Annotated in this window: 10 protein-coding genes and 1 pseudogene; 6 read left to right on the forward strand and 5 right to left on the reverse strand. The window is 45.5% G+C overall.

The window, feature by feature from the left end:
• Positions 1–3: 3 nt before the first annotated feature.
• Positions 4–4,869: a PAS domain S-box protein gene (locus QUB44_RS04560; protein WP_333363687.1), complete on the reverse strand. Its 4,866-nt coding sequence runs from the start codon at positions 4,867–4,869 to the stop codon at positions 4–6.
• A gap of 1,096 nt (positions 4,870–5,965) precedes the next feature.
• On the opposite strand from QUB44_RS04560, the gene QUB44_RS04565 reads away from it, so the two are divergent.
• Both QUB44_RS04565 and QUB44_RS04570 read left to right on the forward strand, forming a co-directional pair.
• Positions 5,966–7,477 carry a mechanosensitive ion channel domain-containing protein gene (locus tag QUB44_RS04565; protein ID WP_333363690.1) on the forward strand — a complete coding sequence of 504 codons (1,512 nt, stop codon included), beginning with the start codon at positions 5,966–5,968 and terminating at the stop codon, positions 7,475–7,477.
• An 11-nt stretch (positions 7,478–7,488) separates the two neighbouring features.
• Positions 7,489–8,637, forward strand: coding sequence for a flagellar assembly protein H (locus tag QUB44_RS04570; protein ID WP_333363693.1), 1,149 nt, complete (start codon positions 7,489–7,491; stop codon positions 8,635–8,637).
• An 88-nt stretch (positions 8,638–8,725) separates the two neighbouring features.
• On the opposite strand, the gene QUB44_RS04575 is transcribed toward QUB44_RS04570, so the two are convergent.
• Positions 8,726–9,337, reverse strand: coding sequence for a TetR/AcrR family transcriptional regulator (locus QUB44_RS04575; RefSeq protein ID WP_333363696.1), 612 nt, complete (start codon positions 9,335–9,337; stop codon positions 8,726–8,728).
• Positions 9,338–9,451: 114 nt separating this feature from the next.
• Here QUB44_RS04575 and QUB44_RS04580 point away from each other — a divergent pair, with 114 nt between their 5' ends.
• From QUB44_RS04580 to QUB44_RS04590, 3 genes are all read left to right on the forward strand, one after another.
• Positions 9,452–10,879 carry an HlyD family efflux transporter periplasmic adaptor subunit gene (locus QUB44_RS04580; protein WP_333363699.1) on the forward strand — a complete coding sequence of 476 codons (1,428 nt, stop codon included), beginning with the start codon at positions 9,452–9,454 and terminating at the stop codon, positions 10,877–10,879.
• A gap of 64 nt (positions 10,880–10,943) precedes the next feature.
• A complete protein-coding gene (gene devC, locus QUB44_RS04585) occupies positions 10,944–12,128 on the forward strand; it encodes an ABC transporter permease DevC (RefSeq protein WP_333363702.1) in 1,185 nt (394 codons plus the stop codon).
• Between the two features lie 220 nt (positions 12,129–12,348).
• Positions 12,349–13,065 carry a DevA family ABC transporter ATP-binding protein gene (locus tag QUB44_RS04590; protein ID WP_333363706.1) on the forward strand — a complete coding sequence of 239 codons (717 nt, stop codon included), beginning with the start codon at positions 12,349–12,351 and terminating at the stop codon, positions 13,063–13,065.
• Between the two features lie 117 nt (positions 13,066–13,182).
• Here QUB44_RS04590 and QUB44_RS04595 read toward each other — a convergent pair whose 3' ends face one another.
• The 3 genes and pseudogenes from QUB44_RS04595 to QUB44_RS04605 all read right to left on the reverse strand — a co-directional run bounded on the left by QUB44_RS04595 (position 13,183) and on the right by QUB44_RS04605 (position 16,292).
• On the reverse strand, positions 13,183–14,238 hold the full coding sequence (locus QUB44_RS04595; protein WP_333363709.1) for a glycoside hydrolase family 104 protein: 1,056 nt from the start codon (positions 14,236–14,238) through the stop codon (positions 13,183–13,185).
• Positions 14,239–14,382: 144 nt separating this feature from the next.
• Positions 14,383–14,805: pseudogene (locus tag QUB44_RS04600) on the reverse strand (glycosyltransferase); the annotation flags it as partial.
• A gap of 569 nt (positions 14,806–15,374) precedes the next feature.
• Positions 15,375–16,292 (reverse strand): YihY/virulence factor BrkB family protein, encoded by a 918-nt coding sequence (locus tag QUB44_RS04605; RefSeq protein WP_333363712.1) that lies wholly within the window; start codon positions 16,290–16,292, stop codon positions 15,375–15,377.
• Between the two features lie 114 nt (positions 16,293–16,406).
• Here QUB44_RS04605 and QUB44_RS04610 point away from each other — a divergent pair, with 114 nt between their 5' ends.
• Positions 16,407–17,492: a hypothetical protein gene (locus QUB44_RS04610; RefSeq protein ID WP_333363714.1), complete on the forward strand. Its 1,086-nt coding sequence runs from the start codon at positions 16,407–16,409 to the stop codon at positions 17,490–17,492.
• The last annotated feature ends 14 nt before the right edge of the window (positions 17,493–17,506 follow it).

The raw sequence follows: 17,506 nt of genomic DNA on the forward strand, positions 1-17,506 counted from the left end.
ACCTTACTTGTAGGACTGAATAAACGTTAAAATCTCTTCGTCTTGGAAGTCCTTTGCCATCTGATGCAATCTTTTAGCAAAGGGAATGTATTGGGGATCTATTTCTTCAAGTAATACCGCCTGCTTAACTATTTCTAGGAAATTTCCTTTCATAGCCAGCTCGTATAGCATTTCCATTTCTTTAGCTGGCGGGGCAATTAGCTCATCGGTATCTGAGGATCTCGCCAGTGGCTCTTCATTAGCTTCATAAACCCATTCTAAATCAAGATACTGTTGTAATTTTTGCAGGAGTTCAGTTGCCTGAATAGGTTTGGGAATAAAGGCGTTACCTCCTGCTTCTAAACTTCTGTATTGATCGGTTTCAAATACGCTGGCCGAAGAGACAATAATCACGGTGTCTTTGAAATTTTCCGATTCTCGAACCCGCTTAATCACCTCGAAGCCATCTAGTTCGGGCATTAATAGGTCGGTAACAATTAAATCTGGCTGCACCTCTAGAATTTTTTCCCAGCCTTCAAGCCCATCGTTCGCTTCAGACACCTCAAAGCCGATCGGACTGAGTAAATTGTTAATTACGGAACGGTTAGCCCATTTGTCATCAATAACCACAATCTTAGGTTGGCGGTCTTTGATGCCGATAATCTGACCGTGATGGTCGATTTGAGACGTTTTCACCCATTCATCGGCTTGAGGCAGACTAACATCAAACCAGAAAATACTGCCAACATTCATCTCACTTTGAACCTGAATGGTACTGTCCATTAGTTCTACAATCCTTTGGCTAATTGCCAATCCCAGCCCGGTGCCCTCCGTCTGCCGTTTGCGATCGCCTACCTGCTCGAAGGGCTGAAAGATAGCTTGGAGTTGCTCTTGGGCAATGCCGGTACCTGTATCGCGTACTTCAAAGCGAATTTTTCCTTCTGTGGCAAAACTGACTATAAAAGTGACACTGCCCTCATCCGTAAATTTAATAGCGTTGCTCAAAAGATTAAATAACACTTGTCGCAAGCGTTTTTCATCCGCACGAATACCGATCGGGAGTTCCGGGCTGGATGGAAAATGAAAGTGAATTCCCTTAAGTTCAGCTCGGATGCGACACATTTCTGCTACACCTTGCAGGAACGCCGGGAAATGAAAATCGGTGGGCATTAGTTCCACTTTCTGTGCTTCAATCTTCGACAAATCGAGAATATCATTGATTAACGTTAGTAAATGCGAACCGCACTGATAAATAACATCAATGCGCGATCGATCTTCTTCATTCAAGACTTTGGAACGCTGAAGAATCTGCGCGTATCCCATAATGCCATTAAGGGGAGTCCGCAACTCGTGGCTCATGTTGGCAAGGAATTCACTTTTGGCCCGACTAGCTGCTTCTGCGGCTTCCCTGGCTTTTGTCTGTACGATTTCTGTTTGTTTGCGATCGTGGATATCGATGGAAGTGCCAACCCACTCCCGGATGCTGCCATCTTCATTCAGAATTGGCACCGCTCTAGCTTGAAAATAACGATAGTTTCCATCCGCAGAGCGGAGTTGATATTCTATCTCATACAGGCTTTTCGTTTGCACTGCTTCGTTCCACACCTGAACTGTTCGTTCGCGCTCGTCCGGGTGGATTGTATCTAACCAGCCAAAACCAATTACCTCCTCTACGGTTTGTCCGGTGTAAGCTCTCATACTCGGTGTATCCTGGCATCTTCCTTCAGCATCCGTTATCCAGACAATTTGGGACGTGGCAAGGATTAGCGATCGATAGCGTTCTTCGCTTTGTCTGATAGCCTCTTCGGCAAGTTTGCGATCGTGGATATCGGTACAAGTGCCAATCCACTCCCGGATGCTGCCATCTTCATTCAGAATTGGCACCCCTCTACCTTGAAAATAGCGATAGTTTCCATCCGCCCCTCGGATTCGATATTCTATGTCATATAGGCTTCTCGTTTGCACTGCTTCCATCCATACCTGATCCGTTCGTTCGCGATCGTCTGGGTGCATTGCATCTAACCAGCCAAAACCAACCACTTCCTCTACGGTTTGTCCGGTGTAAGCTCTCAGAGTCGGCATATCCGGGCATCGCCCCTCAGCATCCCCCGTCCAGACAATTTGAGACGTGGCAAGGATTAGCGATCGATAGCGTTCTTCGCTTTGTTTGATAGCATCTTCGGCAAGTTTGCGATCGCTAATGTCATTATTAATTTCGAGTTGGGCACAAGGCTTCCCTTCCCCATCGCGCTGTAATGTCCAGCGACTTGCCACAATAATCGGCCGACCATCACTGGTGGTGTGCTGCACTTCTCCTTCCCAACTTCCCTGCTGGAAAAACTCTGCCCTTAAGATTTCTAACGGTTTAGGGAAGGCTGTTTTCAAGCAGGTGTGAATATACTGCCCTACTACTTCCGCTTTTGTCCAACCATAGAGCTTTTCTGCACCTTGGTTCCAGTATATGATTCGGTCATCCATATCCCTAATAATGATACTATCGCTGGCTAAGTCCAGCATTTCTAGGGTTTGGCGAAGCGTTTGCTCGGCTTGTTTGCGATCAGTAATATCTCGTGTTGTGGCGATGATGCCGAGGATATTGCCCTGAGTATCCAGCCAAGGAGCCTTGGTAGTGAAAAAGGTTGCCGTGGTTTCACCCTGAAAGACATCTTCCTCGTAACTCTCAGTGATTCCTGCTGCCATGACTTGACGATCTTTTGCCATAGCACGGACACTCTCATGCGGTAGTAATTCCCAATCATCTTTGCCGATGATTTCCTCAATTGACTTGCCCAGGAAGTTTGCCACATTGGAGTTAACGGCAACATAACGCCCTTCCCGATCTTTAACGAAAATGAAGTCGGGTGTACTTTCCAAAATAGAGTTTAGCAGTGCATTGCGATCGCGTAACTCTGCTTCGACTTGTTTGCGATCGCTAATATCTCGGCTTGTGGCGATGATGCCCAGAATATTGCCATTAGCATCCCGCCAAGGAGCTTTTGTCGTTAAAAAGGTTGTAGGGGTTTCATCATCAGCAGAGATTTCATCCTCGAAAGTCTCAGTGATTCCTGCTGCCATGACTTGGCGATCTTTTGCCATAATTTCACGAGCACTGTCAGCAGACATTAATTCTAAATCATCTTTGCCGATGATTTCCTCAATTGACTTGCCCAAAAAGTTGGCCACATTGGAGTTAAGGGCAACATATCGACCTTCTAAATCTTTAACAACAATGATGTCTGGCGTACTTTCCAAAATAGAGTTCAGTAAGAAGTTGCGATCGCGCAGCGCAGCTTGCTGTTCGCGCAGAGCAGCTTGCTGTTCGCGCAGAGCTTCTTCAGCTTGTTTGCGATCGGTAATATCTGTAATAGCCCCAACCCATTCCCGAATTGAACCATCCCCGTTCAGAATTGGTACACCACGACAACTCATGTAGCGATATTCCCCGTCATAGCGACGCATACGGAATTCAGATTCATAGAACGATCGATTGGCAACAGCAGTTAACCAGGCAGTGGCAATAGACGAGCGATCGTCTGGATGGATAGCGTTGCTCCCACCCCTTCCCTTGTAATCATCAAATGTCTGTCCTGTAAATGCACTCCAAGTAGGTTGCTCGATCGCCATTTCGCCGTCCGCATTGCAGATCCAAATAATTTGAGCAGTGGTTTCGGTTAAAGAACGAAATCTTTCTTCACTTTGTTTCAGGACATCTTCTGCGGTTTTGCGATCGCGAATATCCCGCGATACAGTGGCAATCCCTATGGGTTCGTTAGTCTGCGGGTGTTTGACCAGAAATAGAGTGTAATCTAACGGGATGGGTTGACCCGTTACGAAATGTCTGAAGCGATAATCGCTCCGCCAATCCCCCTCTTGCATTAGAGTAGGCAGGACGCGCTGCTGTATGAATTCCAGATCTTCTGGCATGAAGAAATCGTTCATGTGTTTGGTTCTGGCTTCCTCCAAACTACTGAGTCCCACCAAATCCAGACCAGCCTGATTCACGAGTATAGGGCGACCATCCATTGAGGCCACGCCTATAAAGTCACGGCTATTCTCGATCGTGGTAGCCAGTAATTGTCGTTCTTCCTCTGCTTTTTTGCGATCGCGAATATCCCGCACAATAGTGGAGATAAACTCAACTTCGCCCGCTTCGGTTTTGTGAACGATCAAAACCTGAGAGACTGGAATTTCTTCCCCATCGCGTGACAAAAATAGGATTTCACCAGCCCACCTACCCTCTCGCAAGGCGGTGGGAATTATATCGTTGTGGAATTTTGCCCTTGCCGAGGGAGCTAACACAGAATCTATACTAAATGAAGAGCGTGCTTCTTCTGGGGACATCCCCAGCATTTCCTGTCCGGCTTTGTTGAGATAGACGCTATGCCCAGCCGCATCATAAACTTCTACTAAGTCGGAAGTTGCTTCCAAAATTGCCGTCAGTCGTGCCTGCTTTTGTTCTGCCCGCTTGCGAGCGGTAATTTCAATCACAAGGGCACCAACACCAAAAACCAGGTCATTTTCATCCCGCAAAGGATAGTAAGATGCTTGCCAGTAGCGCAGGATTCCCGGTTGTCTCGGAGTTTCACCCACTACTTCATAGTCGAGAATTGGCTTGCCCGTATCCAGAATTTCTTGCAAGATTGGTCCCAGAGTCGCAGCCAATTCTGGCAGCACTTCACACAGCGACCTACCAATATGATCTGCCACACAAATGCCATTGAGCTCTGCCATAGCTTCGTTAATTTGGACGTACCGAAGTTGGCGGTCTAAAATCATCAGTCCGGCATTCGCAGCAGCAAAAAAAGCGTCGAAGTGAGCCTGTCGCAATACCTGTGCTGTTGTGCTCTCTTGCTGTGGCGGTTGGGTTTTCTTTGGTGGGAATTTGCTCATGTTGGCTCGTGCATTTCAGCTTTTATTCTACAACTTCTGTCCAATTGGGCGATCGCAACGTTTTCGTTTTATCCTATTTGGGTACTGAAAAAAACGTTCAGTAGCGCGACCATTAGGCTTTCAATCTGCGATATATGTATCCCTTGCGATACTATTTCCCTTAATTATTCGGATGTATCGCCAAGTATTTCTATTACTCATCAATTCTATTCCTAATCAATCCTATTGGTAGAACATTGGTGACAACATAAGCTAGGGAAGCGTTTGTCAATCAGCACTTAGGCTCAGCATTTACTCAGATTGGGGGTGGAGAACTTAGATTTGGGCGATCGAGCAATCATGGCGATCGCCTCGCCATATTTATGCCCACCATCCCCAAATCGCCAATTTTCCACTCCTAAATAAGCAAAGCAATATTTTCAGTAAATTTACGGATTGACAAATGCAATTAAGTTATAATTTGTCTCCCATATCGGTAGAATGCCAAGTATTCTTGGAACGTTATCAATTTTAGCTAGATCCGTTAAATTTTTACTTAGATATACACAAGACGGACGCCACTGGCAGAGTAATAGCAATATCTCTCCCACCAGTTAAAGTCATTGTAATACTTGGATATTTGACTTGTCCACTTAAATAGTCATTGAATAATCCCCGCTTAAGTTGATAACGGGAATTCCAAGAAAAATTAGTGGAGAGTATGATAAAATCGCATAGAGTTAATGTTGAATAAATTTACTATAGCAATCCTTGCAGGAGTCGTAATTTTTTTACCCCACCCCAACCCTCCCCGAACCGGCGGGGAGGGAGTAAGAAATTCACAAATGATTTAGGATTGCTATAGAGGGTTCGCTTTAATAATAGATGAGTCGGATATCGTCTCGCGAAAAAGTGGCACAATAACCGCAGGTCTGCGAAGACAAAGTATCCGAAAAATTCGCAAGAGGGATAACTGCGTAGTATGAGGAAACACATATCTATGTAAAGACTTCATTTTTTTTACCAAAATAGGCTAACATTTGTGATAAAGACTTCAGAATTTTATTTGTAACTTTGGCACTGAGGACTTTATTGTTTACTACTACCAACTTAAAAAATGACAACACAAAAAACCTTATGGTCGGAATTGGAATTTAATACAATACCAGAAGAAGTATGGACACAGCTATCCCAAATATTTACAGCAACCCTATTTAAAATAGGTGAGAATCCTGTATCGCTGCAGTCACTGGTGGAACTGATTGTATTGTTTATGGCTATCCTTGTCATAGCACGATATTTTACGAACTTTCTTAAGGAACGCTTGCTCGTCAGACTGGGAATTGACGAGGGAAACCGGGAAGCGATCTCAGTAATTATTGGGTATTTAATGGTAGCTTTGGGAGTGATCGTCGCCATCCAAATCATCGGCTTCAACCTCGCTTCTTTTGCAGTAGTTGCGGGGGGATTGGGAGTCGGAATCGGCTTCAGCATCCAGGATTTAACAACTAATTTTGTCAGCGGCTTAACACTGCTTTTAGACAGACCTGTGAAAGTCGGAGACTTTGTGGAATTAGAAGGATTAATGGGAATCGTCAAAAAAATCTCGATTCGATCGACCATCATCCAAACCACTGAGGACTCTAGCGTCATAGTTCCCAACAGCAAAATGATTAGCAACAAAATTGTTAACTGGAGTTACGAAAACTCCCTACTCTGTCTGCGAGTTCCCGTAGAAGTAGCCGAAAATAGTAACCCGCTGTTAGTGACAGAAACTCTGTTAAATATTGCTTACGCGGAAGCAGGAGTTTTGTACGAACCGAATCCGAAAGTATTGTTTGTCGAGTTTGGTGATGATAGTTTTAAATTTGAACTTTTAGTGTGGACGGACAGACCGATTGAAATAGAATTAATTAAAAGTTCTTTGAATTTTGCAATTGAATACAATTTCCGCCAGCAAAAAATAGAATTTCCGTTCAATGACAGAGAAATTTATTTGCAAAACCCCGAAGTTCTGTTGTCAATGTTCAACAAAAAAGAAACTGCAATTGACCTCCCGAACAGTTACTCGGAAAATGAGCAAAAGCCCCCAATTTTTGCAGAGAAACTGAAAAAGCAATCTTCTCTTAGCTGTTTGCTGCGAGAGGTGGAATACTTTGAAACTCTGACTGATCTTGAATTGCGACAATTGATTGAAGTTGGATACCGCAAACGGTTGCGATCGCAAGAATATTTGTTTCACGAAAACGACCCCGGAGATGCTTTTTATATGATTCTTTCTGGTTCAGTAGAAGTTTTTGTAGAAGCTATTAACAAACATCTGAATAACCTCGGTTCTGGCCAGTTTTTCGGGGAACTTTCTTTGATGTTGGGAATCCCCAGAACTGCTTCGGTAAGAGCTTTGGAAGAAACAATTTTGTTTGCGATCAATAAAGAAGGTTTCCAGAAAGTTTTAACTGAACGACCGGATTTATCTGAACAGATAATTAAAGAAATAGTCAAACACAAAGAAGAACTCCGCGAGAGACAGAAATTATTGCGAGAAATGGAATTGGTAGATGCAGCAGAAGAGGATGAAAATCCTGTAGAATGGGTGAGAAAACGGCTAAAAGATATATTTACTGTTTGAAATAATTTATTATGACGCGATTTATTCACGATCTCTTTGCCAAAGAATACCTGGAGGAATTGCTGTCGCCGATCGGAACGGTTAATATCGGGCGCGATGTGACTTCCGAAGTTCGAGAAATCGATGTTTATTTCACTCCCAGCAACGCAATTCCCGAATACTCAGAAACCCTGGGATTGTTGGGAAAAATGGCAAACACAACGGCTATTTTTGAACCCTTTCGCAATCCGGCAAACGTCAGCGAAATTTGTAGCTGTCTGGGTAAGTTATTGGACGTGCGAGGTGAATTGGAGCGAAAATTTAGGAGAGAAAATACTCGCTATGATGACGCTCAGTTACCCAAACTGTGGATTTTGATGCCCACAGCATCGAAAGCATTGGTAGATAGCTTTAATGCGATACCAGACACAGAGAATTGGATGCAGGGAATTTATTTTTTGGGTGAATCTTTGCGGACTGCAATTGTGGCGATTCACCAGTTGCCCGAAACTCCAGAAACTCTGTGGTTGAGGATTTTGGGCAAAGCGGGAGTGCAGCAAAGGGCTATTTCCCAATTAAGCGCTTTAGCAACAGACGATCCGTTGCGGATTATCGCGCTAGAATTGCTGTATCGGTTACAGTCAAATTTAGTAGCCGATGCGCCACAAGAATTAGAGCCAGAAGAGCGGGAGTTAATTATGGCCATTGCACCACTTTTTCAACAACAAATACAAGCAGCACAGCAACAAGCTAGAGAAGAAGGACTAGAACAGGGGCTAGAACAAGGACTCGAACGGGGACTAGAACGAGGACTAGAACGAGGCAGACAAGAACAACAGCGCTTAATCTTAGAAAACTTTCTGCGAGTTCGATTTGGAGAATTAAGCCCGAAAATGACGGCTTTTCTATCTCCAATATCAAAGTTGGCTGCGGCGGAATTTACAGTGCTGTTGCTGGCAATATCGATGTTAACCGTTGATGAATCTGGGCGGGAAGCAGCGGTTAAATTGTTAGCTGAAAGTGTCTTGCAAATACGATCGCCTGAATTGGGCGATATTCTGCCTACAGCAGTTACTAATTTATTGGCATTGCCTGTGGCAGAATTGACATTGTTTGTAGAACAACTGCCACAGTTATCGGCTGAGGAATTGAGGGACAGGTTAGGAAAAACACCTGACTAGAACCTGCGATCGCAGCCATAAAGGGATCTCACTCTTTATGGCATTTAAATAATTATCCAATAAAATTCCTAGATTCTGTCGATCGCACTTAGGAATTGGACTGCGGGCCTAAAATCAAGTGCAGCAGACCGTCGATCAGTCGATCGCGCTCCATTGGCACAATCTCTTTACCGTGCATCATCTCCTGCATTAACTGAAAATATACCAGCGATCCAATAAAAATGCGCGCCGTTGCCTCCGCATCGGGCAATTTTAACTCTGGATGCGATGCCAAATATTCCGCTAGCCGATCGATCCCTGGTTTAGCTAAGTTTTTCACAAAAGTCTGCGCTAGCTGGGGAAAACGCCCCGACTCCGCAATCACTAACCTCACAAAATTGAGAAATGCTGGTTCGTGGGTCGCCTGATCCAATATATTTGTGGCAACGAATCGTAGCGCTACGGCCGGTTCTTCATCCAGAACTGTAAAATTGACTTTTTCTCGCGCCAGCCGCTGTACCAAAGCCGCAAACAATCCCTCTTTATCTTGAAAATAGCTGTAAACGGTGGCTTTGGAAACTCCCCCCGTCTTCGCTACCTTGTCCATACTCGTCCCCGCGTAGCCGTGAGTTAAAAATTCTTGCATCGCACCTTGCAGGATTTGCTCGGTTTTGTCACTTGCTGCGGCGCTGTCTGGTTCGCTGGGTTTTGTCCTTGCCATACCTTGCTTCTGTAATTTTTATTTGGGCTCTTGACATCATTATACTGAACGGTTTAGTATTAAAATACATCAGAACTAAACCGTTTAGTTTTATTTCTCACAAAGAGGTATGTCATGGTACACCGGGCAACAGCGGACGGCTTATCCTCAACTCCATCCCTAGTTAAACAACTCCTAGTTGTGGCAGCAGTAGCAACCCTGGGGGCAGCGGGAACCACAGGCTACACGATCTGGCGATCGCGCATACCCGATCCCAATGCAGTAGCCGCAGCAGCAGCAGTCGCAGCATCCCAATTAACCACAGTTACAGCCTTGGGGCGACTGGAACCCAGAGGAGAAGTAATTAAAGTCTCCGCCTCCGGTGCGGCGGAAGGAAACCGGATCGATCAACTTTTGGTGAAAGAGGGAGACAGGGTGAAAACAGGCCAAGTGATCGCAATTTTGGACAGCCGCGATCGCCTGCAAGCCGCCCTCGACCAAGCTCAAGAACAAGTGCGCGTCGCCGAGGCAAACCTAGCAAAAGTCAAAGCCGGAGCCAAAAAGGGCGAAATTCAAGCCCAAAAAGCGACTATTAGCCGTTTATCAGTCGATCGCAGCAACGAAATCACAGCGCAACAGGCGATCGTTGCCCGTCTAGAAATCGATCGCAGCACCGAAATTGCAGCGCAACAAGCCACTATTGCCCGCATCAGGGCCGAACAACAAGGAGAAATTCAAACTCAAAAAGCCGCAATTGCCCGCCTACAAGCCGAACTCCGCAACGCCCAAAGCGAGGATCAGCGCTACTCCCAACTGTATGAACAGGGAGCAATTTCCGCCTCAACTAGCGACAGCAAAAGCCTCGCCGCCGAAACAACTCAACAGCAACTCAACGAAGGAAAGGCAAAACTAAATCAAATTCAGGAATCCCGCCAACAACAAATTAACGAAGCCCAAGCCAAATTGAATCAAATTCAGCAATCTCGCCAACAGCAAATTAACGAAGCCCAAGCCAAACTCAGCCAAATTCAGGAATCTCGACAACAGCAGATTAATGAAGCCGCGGCAAATCTCGATCGCATCGCCGAAGTACGCCCCGTTGACATAGCAGCAGCCGCCGCCGAAGTCAGTTCCGCCGCTTCAGCAGCCAAACAAGCCAAAGCCAATCTGGATCTAGCTTACATCCGTGCTCCCAGAGACGCCCAAGTCCTGAAAATTCATACGCATCCGGGGGAAAGGGTGGGAAACGACGGCATTGTCGAACTGGGACAAACTCGCGAGATGCTGGCTGTTGCGGAAATCTACGAAAGCGATGTGGACAAAGTACGCCTCGGACAAACCGCCAAAATTACTAGCGATGCTTTGATCGGCGAATTGCGGGGAACTGTCGAACATATTGGTTTGCAAGTGCAGCGACAAAACATTGTTAACACCGATCCTTCTGCGAATATTGATAGTCGAATTGTGGAAGTAAAAGTGCGCTTAGATGAAGCTTCCAGCCAGAAAGTAGCGGGATTCACCAACTTGCAAGTCAAAGTGGCGATCGGGGAAATTAAAGATTAAGAAGTCTTAAACCGCAGCATCGCTTTCTTCAATCCAAAATCCAAAATTTAAAATCTAAAATCCTATGATTGGACTCATAAAACCCTTACAACAGTTAAGACGCAGAACTTCCCTCGGATGGCTGCAACTGAGTCACGACAAAGGGCGAATGCTCGTTGCAGTAGCAGGAATTGCCTTTGCTGACGTTTTGATGTTCATGCAGTTAGGCTTTCAAAATGCCCTCTACACCAGCAATACGCGGCTGCACCAAAGCTTGCAAACAGACTTAGTTTTGATTCACCCCCAAGCGCGAAATTTGATTAATTTGTCTTCCTTCCCCAGACGTAGATTGTATCAAGCAATGAACGTACCGGGCGTGAAATCAGCCGAGCCGCTTTACGTTAAAATTGCTAACTGGAAAAATCCCGAAACTCGGCGCGAAACGTCGCTAATGGTTGTGGGTTTCAATCCCGATCGCCCTGCGTTTGCGCTTCCCGAAGTTAACCAAAATTTGAGCGCGATTAAATTGCCGGATACTGTGCTGTTCGATCGAGCTTCTAGGGGAGAGTACCAAGGAACGATCGCACAAATCGCTGAAGGCAAAGCCGTTAAAGCTGAGGTCGAGCGACGCACGATTAACGTCAGCGGTTTATTCACAGTTGGAGCATCTTTTGCCGCCGACGGTATTTTGATGACTAGCGATCAAAATTACCTGCGCCTGTTTCCCAGACAAAACGCCACGAGTGTCAATGCCGGATTAATTCAACTGCAACCGGGTGCTGACCCCGTGGAAGTTCAACAAGTTTTGAAAGCATACTTGCCGGCGGATGTCAAGGTATTAACCAAAGAAGAATTTATCGATTTTGAGAAAAACTATTGGGCTAAGAATACTGCGATCGGCTTTGTGTTTAATTTAGGCGTCGCGATGGGTTTTGTAGTTGGTGTCATTATTGTTTATCAAGTTCTCTCAACCGATGTCAGCGACCACATGGGAGAATACGCTACTTTTAAAGCGATGGGCTACCGCAATGTTTATTTACTGGGCATCGTTTTTGAAGAAGCTCTAATTCTTTCCGTCCTCGGTTTTTTGCCCGGAGTAGGAGTTTCTTTCGGACTTTACTCTTTAACTCGCAACGCCACAAATTTACCGCTTTATATGACTCTGCTTAGAGCATTTATAGTATTACTTTTGAACGTGATTATGTGCACTATTTCGGGAGCAATTGCTACTCGCAAGCTGCAAGCCGCCGACCCGGCAGATATGTTTTAAGGGAAAATGAATCAGTTTATAATATTCGGCGGTTGAAACCGCTACTAAACAAACGAAGTTCGCCTGCGCGGACTAAAGAATTAAGGGGGTATTAAATCCAGATTTTGTATAAAGTCCTAACTATCCACATATTTTTTGTAATCCTTCTCTAGTTTCTTCTCTGCATTATCGGCGACGAGAGGGATTTATTCTCTAATCTAAAACCTCAAACCAATAAGTTATGAATTCTACTACTCTCTACTCGACAACTAACGCTTTACAGATTCCTGCACCTATAATTTCCGCGCACCAACTCGACCACTACTTCGGTCAAGGTCAACTGCGAAAACAGGTACTTTTTGACATTAATCTCGACATTAATGCAGGTGAAATCGTGCTAATGACGGGGCCTTCCGGTTCGGGAAAAACCACGCTTTTGACTTTGATTGGCGGACTCAGATCCGGTCAATCGGGAAGTCTCAAAATTCTCGGTCAAGAGATGTGCAAAGCGAGTTCAGACCAATTGGTAAAGGCGCGACGCAAAATTGGCTATATTTTTCAGGCGCACAACTTGCACCGCAGTTTGACGGCGCTGCAAAATGTGCAAATGGGTTTGGAAGTTCACGGCAATTTGTCGCGTTCTCAAATGCGCGATCGCTCTGCAAAAATGCTAGAGTTAGTAGGACTGGAACAGCGGATTAACTATTATCCAGATGATTTGTCAGGGGGACAGAAACAAAGAGTTGCGATCGCCCGCGCTTTGGTCAGTCAACCGCAAATTGTTTTAGCTGACGAACCAACAGCCGCCCTGGACAGCAAATCCGGTCGCGAAGTGGTGAATTTGATGCAGCAACTAGCCAAAGAACAGGGTTGTACTATTTTGTTAGTAACCCACGATAACCGAATTTTGGATATTGCCGATCGCATCGTTCACATGGAAGATGGAAAATTAGCCTAATTTTTAAATTTCCGCAGAATAGACATCACCCATAACCCCCCCCATTTTCAATTTTGGATGTCAAAATTTAATCCAAAATTGCCAAACTCCAATCTAAACTCGTCCTGGGAATGTTGACTAATTGCTAACAACCAATCCTTGCCGGTAAATCCCCAAATTTTGCAGGTACATTGCTTCGAGTTTGGGCATCGAGGATTCCACAGAACCGCCATAACGCCGAAAAGAAGGCCAGATGTAAGCGAGTTTTCTGACTGCTGGCTCCAATCGACCCGCTTCTATATCTTCTAATGCACCTTTTTCTCGGATTAACTCTATAGCCATCCAATCTTGATTTTCGGGGCTGAAATCGCGGACGCCAAATTTTTTGGCGAATCTGTCCCAAGTGGTGCTGAGAAACTGATATCGCCCCGCAGCGTCGGAACAGAGTTTTTTGCCATAGCGACGGCCGCACCTCATTTCCCTGGGATGATCTTGAAAGCTGACAAATTTTGTACCGGTGTACTGGATGCGGTAGCCGTCGGGGCTAGCGGTTCCTTCGGCGGCTGCTATGGTGTCGAGAAAGGCTTTGACTCGACGTTCGGGCCCGATGCTATCGAGTCTGCTATCGAGTCTGCGATTTGGTGAATTCAGGGTTGCAGTTTCCGGTGTTCGATCGCGCTCGATGTTATCCTCTCCTTTGTCTGGTGAATCAATCGCCGCAACTTGCGGCAGGCGTTTCGGGGCGGGCGAGCTTTCTGCCGAGACTGATTGCCCCCACAGTCTCGGCGTCATTCGACCCAAAAAAAAGCATAAACAGATTAACAAAGTCCAAGAGATTCTAAAACGGAGGCGTTTGGACATTTGCCTGCGCTGCCGCACCGGCCACCCGTGCAGAGGGATGGCTGCGGGCAAGATTCCCGTTTGCTGGCCGAAGGCGAACAGCGATTTCAGCGCTAGCAAGGTTTGCTTGTAGAAACCGGGTGCAAGTTTGCGAGATCTCATGGCTGCGGCGAAAGTCTCGACATCTGTCAGAGTCACTTCTGCCAGCGGTTTTTCTACAAACAGCCGAAAACGGTTGGCCGCCTGCCAGCTAAAGCGCTTGCTGCGGGGGGATTTGCGCTCCACCCACAGGCGAATTAGCTCGATGTCTGAAATGGGTTGCAGATGGCTTCCCAGATGTTCTGGCGCGTACAAGAGTACCTCCTGATATCACTTCTAGTTGAAGGTTGCCAGTTAGAACGGATGAGTGAAATAGGGATCAAGGGAAACTGGGTTCAACCATATTAAGTGATACTACTAAGCGCTCACGGGGTCAAGCTCAAGGGCCGATTGTTCGAGCAGTTGAGTGTAAGTTTGAACTTGCTGCAGGGGTTGGGATTTTTTCAACTCCATTCCCACCCAAGAAGACAGCCAGTAATTTGTGTGAACTAAGGGATATTGAACGCCTGACTCTAACTGAAACTTCTGAAATTCTTGAACAAAGATTGGCAAATATCCGTAAATTTCGTCGCGGGGAATAAATTCTTGTGGCCCTGCTACTAGCCGAATTGTCCGGCAATTCGGACTGTGCTGTACAATTCTTGCTTGTTGGCGATCGGATGAGCGGGTGAACATATCAACTTGCCACCCCTGTTTTGCCAAAGCTTCGCCTACTTGACGCACGTAAACATTTTGCCCGCCCGCTTCTTCTTTGCCAATTTCCACAGCGGGATCACCGTGTACGGATATGAGAGCGATGCGTTTTTTAGTTAATGAAATCATGATTGTTTACCAAAAAATATTAAAAATATTTCAGGAGAAGATTGAAAGTGCAATTTTGGCTGCTGCGCCTGCACGGGAATCTTCTAGCTAATTTGTATTAAAGTGAAAGTGCGGGATCGATAAATCATCCTTCAGGGATAAGTTGCAGGGAAAAATTGACATACGAATTCCTTCTGCTGACAGAGACGTGCAGCAGCTAAAACTCTAGATAATTTAAATATAAATAAACGAGGGTGAAGGGGATTTGCTGTATTCTGGTCGCTGTCAAACTCGCACCTCCTAGCCATATCTAACTAGAGCCTGCTTTCAGCTTGCTGCTAGAGATGCGAGGTCAGCAAAAGGTATAATTTTACCCCTCTGAATCAATCAGTAGGGCTTTCGAGAAAGCAGAAGTCGGTCGTCCCGAAGACTGAATGTTAGAGGGCAAGCGAAAAAAAAAGCAAAATTATTGCATTCAAAATTTTTCTTTCGTTCCGCCTTGCACATTCTGCCTTTTTCCCTCTTCCTTCTTGCTTTTTCTGTCAAAACCGGAGTGCGAGTTTAACCTCCTATTTCCAGTTTGTGTAATGTTAAGAGTTCTTCCGATGTTTGCGTGCGGAGGATTCCCCCTTTTCGCTGTTGAGGATATTGTTTCGCGAACCGGGCATTCTGGAGCCGTATCTGTTAGTCCAAACTTGGGTAAACTCGGCACCTAAGAAGAGAATTTGAGCGGAATAATTAATCCAAAGCAGGATAATCACGAAGGAGCCCGCAGCACCGTAGGTAGAGGCAATACCGCTACCTCCGAGGTAAGCTCCTATTAGGGATTTGCCGATCGTAAACAACAAGGAGGTGATAGCAGCGCCGATCCAAACATCGTTCCAAGCCAGATTAACATCGGGCAATAGTTTATAAATTAAGGCAAACAGCAGCGTGACTACACCAAAAGAAATGGCAAAATCCACTATCTGCCAAATGCCGACGGGTAAGTGCAACCAGTTGTTCAACCAATAGCTGACTGCTGCTAAAATAGCGCTAATTACCAAAGAAACTAGCAGTAAAAAGCCGATGCCTAAAATCATTGCAAAAGACAGTAGGCGGTCTTGCAGAAATCCCCAGATTCCTCGTCCGGGGGGCGGTGAAACATTCCAAATAGTATTGAGGGCTTCTTTGAGATTAGTAAACACGTTGGAAGCGCCCCATAAAAGTGTAGCGATACCGACTAAAGTAGCAATCATTCCCGACTTGGGTTCGGAGGCTTTGAGGATGAGTTCTTGGACGGTTTGGGCGCCATCTTTGCCGATTAAACTTTGGAGTTGGGCGACGATTTGACCTTGGGCTGCGTCGGCACCAAAGACTAAACCGGCGATCGCAATTACGATAATTAGCAGCGGGGCCAGGGAGAAAACTGTGTAATAGGCTAGGGCGGCGGCTAGGGTTGGCGCTTTATCTTCTTGCCATTCAGTAAAAGTTTGTTTGAGCAGCGATATGACTGTTTTTAAGTTCACGGCATTTGGTTTCCTTATACTTAGCGTTCACCAAGGGATTTTAATAGGTTAGGAGTTTTTTAGCGTCGGCCACAAGATAGATTTATCTATTAGCAAATTTGGAAGATTACTTTTATGTCAGATTCCCACACAACTTTTAACAGCACCGATGTAAAATCGTCCAAAAAAGCAATTTCTTGGGCAAAAATCAGCGCATTAGTAGCGGTGGTCAATTTCTTGCTGGTACTTTTCCATTTCAGTTACCTTCAGTTGCGCCCTGTTTATCAAAGCTATTTTCCAGGTTTAGTTAAATTTTATGACCCGATTAAAGGGATTGATTCAAGTTTGCTAAATCCCGAATATTTGAAAAGCGCTGACCAGTTTTGGCGAATTGATACGTATTTTATTGGTTTTTTTGGGGCGGAATTTTTGATTAAAAGTCTGTTCCACACCCGCCGTAAGCCGGGGGTAACTTGGTTTGATTTTGTGCTGAGGCGCTGGTACGAGGTGTTTCTGGTGATGCCGATTTGGCAGGGGTGGCGGATTCTGCCGGTATTGGTGCGGCTGCACAAGTCGGGTTTGGTGAATCTCGATCGCGTAGTTGCTCAAGTTACCTACGAACCGGTGGCTTATTTAGCCAATACGATGTCGGAATACATGATGGTGCGGTTTATCAATCAAGCTAAAAGTTCCATCAAACAGGGCGACGCGGCGCAGATGTTGCTGGCGCAGCAGCCGTACCTTCACGTCAATCAGGAAAATACGATCGAACAAATTACCAAGCGGATTTTGGATCTGACAATTTACAAAGTTTTGCCGCAGGTGCAACCGGATTTGGAAGAATTGCTGCACCACAATTTGGAGGCGACAATCAAACAGTCGGATTTCTATCAAATCCTGCAAAATTTCTCTCCGATTAACATTTTGCCTACTGAGATGACGGAACAACTAGCAAATTATTTGGCTCAAACTGCTGTGGATGTGGTATCTACTACTTATGAAGACGATAAAAGCCGAAAAATTCTAGATAACTTCAGCCAAGAATTTAATCAAAGTTTGCGGCGGGAATTGCAAGATGAGAAAACTATCGGGGAATTGCAGTCGCTGCTGTCGGATTTGTTGGAAGAAGTGAAGTTGAATTACATTCAAGGCGGGTTGAAGTCCGATCCGGTGGAGACTTTTACGGAAATTAACTCGCTCCGGGGAGTAAGGGAGAGTTGATACAGCAATGAGTT

The organism is Microcoleus sp. AT3-D2, assembly GCF_036705715.1.
Taxonomy (GTDB): domain Bacteria; phylum Cyanobacteriota; class Cyanobacteriia; order Cyanobacteriales; family Microcoleaceae; genus Microcoleus.

Bases quoted from the DNA above. Each gene is read 5' to 3' on its own strand.
- QUB44_RS04560 (WP_333363687.1), bottom strand. From the start codon at position 4,869: ATGAGCAAATTCCCACCAAAGAAAACCCAACCGCCACAGCAAGAGAGC.
- QUB44_RS04565 (WP_333363690.1), top strand. From the start codon at position 5,966: ATGACAACACAAAAAACCTTATGGTCGGAATTGGAATTTAATACAATA.
- QUB44_RS04570 (WP_333363693.1), top strand. From the start codon at position 7,489: ATGACGCGATTTATTCACGATCTCTTTGCCAAAGAATACCTGGAGGAA.
- QUB44_RS04575 (WP_333363696.1), bottom strand. From the start codon at position 9,337: ATGGCAAGGACAAAACCCAGCGAACCAGACAGCGCCGCAGCAAGTGAC.
- QUB44_RS04580 (WP_333363699.1), top strand. From the start codon at position 9,452: ATGGTACACCGGGCAACAGCGGACGGCTTATCCTCAACTCCATCCCTA.
- devC (WP_333363702.1), top strand. From the start codon at position 10,944: ATGATTGGACTCATAAAACCCTTACAACAGTTAAGACGCAGAACTTCC.
- QUB44_RS04590 (WP_333363706.1), top strand. From the start codon at position 12,349: ATGAATTCTACTACTCTCTACTCGACAACTAACGCTTTACAGATTCCT.
- QUB44_RS04610 (WP_333363714.1), top strand. From the start codon at position 16,407: ATGTCAGATTCCCACACAACTTTTAACAGCACCGATGTAAAATCGTCC.